The organism is Bacillus sp. LR--39 (assembly GCF_053613335.1).
The window spans coordinates 1-1,032 of sequence record NZ_JBSIOT010000364.1 but is presented as its reverse complement, the minus strand read 5'-3'; the positions used below and the strand labels follow the sequence as shown (position 1 = coordinate 1,032).

At 44.6% G+C, this 1,032-nt stretch carries 2 protein-coding genes; both read left to right on the top strand.

Features of this window, described 5'->3' with window-relative positions:
• Positions 1–53 precede the first annotated feature (53 nt).
• Entirely contained in the window at positions 54–662 is a 609-nt protein-coding gene (locus ACWHAR_RS23275) for a trimeric intracellular cation channel family protein (protein WP_003219999.1), read from the top strand.
• Positions 663–855: 193 nt separating this feature from the next.
• The coding region (locus ACWHAR_RS23270; protein WP_452087972.1) for a hypothetical protein at positions 856–1,032 on the top strand (177 nt) is incomplete at its 3' end.

Sequence of the window (1,032 nt, the reverse complement as noted above, 5' to 3'; positions counted from 1 at the left end):
TAAAATCTAGAGGTCGTCAGAAAATTTAACAAACATAAAAGGGAGTCATCAGAATGGCTTGGGAGCTGCTCAGTGTGATTGGCATCATTGCGTTTGCAGTCAGCGGCGCAATTGTTGCGATGGAAGAGGAATATGATATTTTAGGAGTTTATATATTAGGGATTGTCACAGCTTTTGGAGGAGGAGCGATCCGCAATTTGCTGATCGGCGTTCCGGTGTCAGCGCTATGGGAGCAGGGAGCGTACTTTCAAATCGCGCTTTTATCTATTACAATTGTGTTTCTGTTTCCGAAGCTGCTGCTGAAGCATTGGAATAAGTGGGGCAATTTATCAGATGCGATCGGCCTCGCTGCCTTTGCTATCCAAGGCGCACTGTATGCCGTCAAAATGGGCCATCCGCTTAGTGCCGTGATCGTGGCTGCTGTGCTGACGGGAAGCGGGGGCGGAATCATCCGTGACCTTCTTGCCGGGCGCAAACCGCTTGTGCTGAAGGCAGAAATTTATGCAGTCTGGGCGGCTCTCGGCGGTTTAATCGTCGGCTTGGGCTGGCTGGGGAACTCGTTTGGCTTGTACGTTCTGTTTTTCGTGCTCGTTGTTTGCCGGGTTTGTTCTTATATGTTTAATTGGAAGCTGCCAAACCGTTCTTTTCGTTTAGATAATTAATACCAAAAAAACCGATTTCGATGTGAAATCGGTTTTTTCTGCATATAAATAACCCAAACCTTGAACGATGTTGGGTGAATGTGCTAAGATAAATTGTATTTGCCAGTTTTCATCATATATTTAATATATGTATCCAATTATATTTTACAGTATTTCATCTATGTATGTCAACTATTTTCTGGAGGTGCCGTTCATGAATCAGCAGGATAAGGAATGGAAGGAAGAGCAGTCGAGAATAGATGAGGTGCTGCAGGTGCTCGAAAAAAAAGAGCGGTTTCTGGAAACGTCTGCGGGCGGGTTGAAGCATGATATCATCGGATTAAGAAAAAGCTTTTGGGAGGATGTTAAGGTTAATTTTGATGATGCCCAT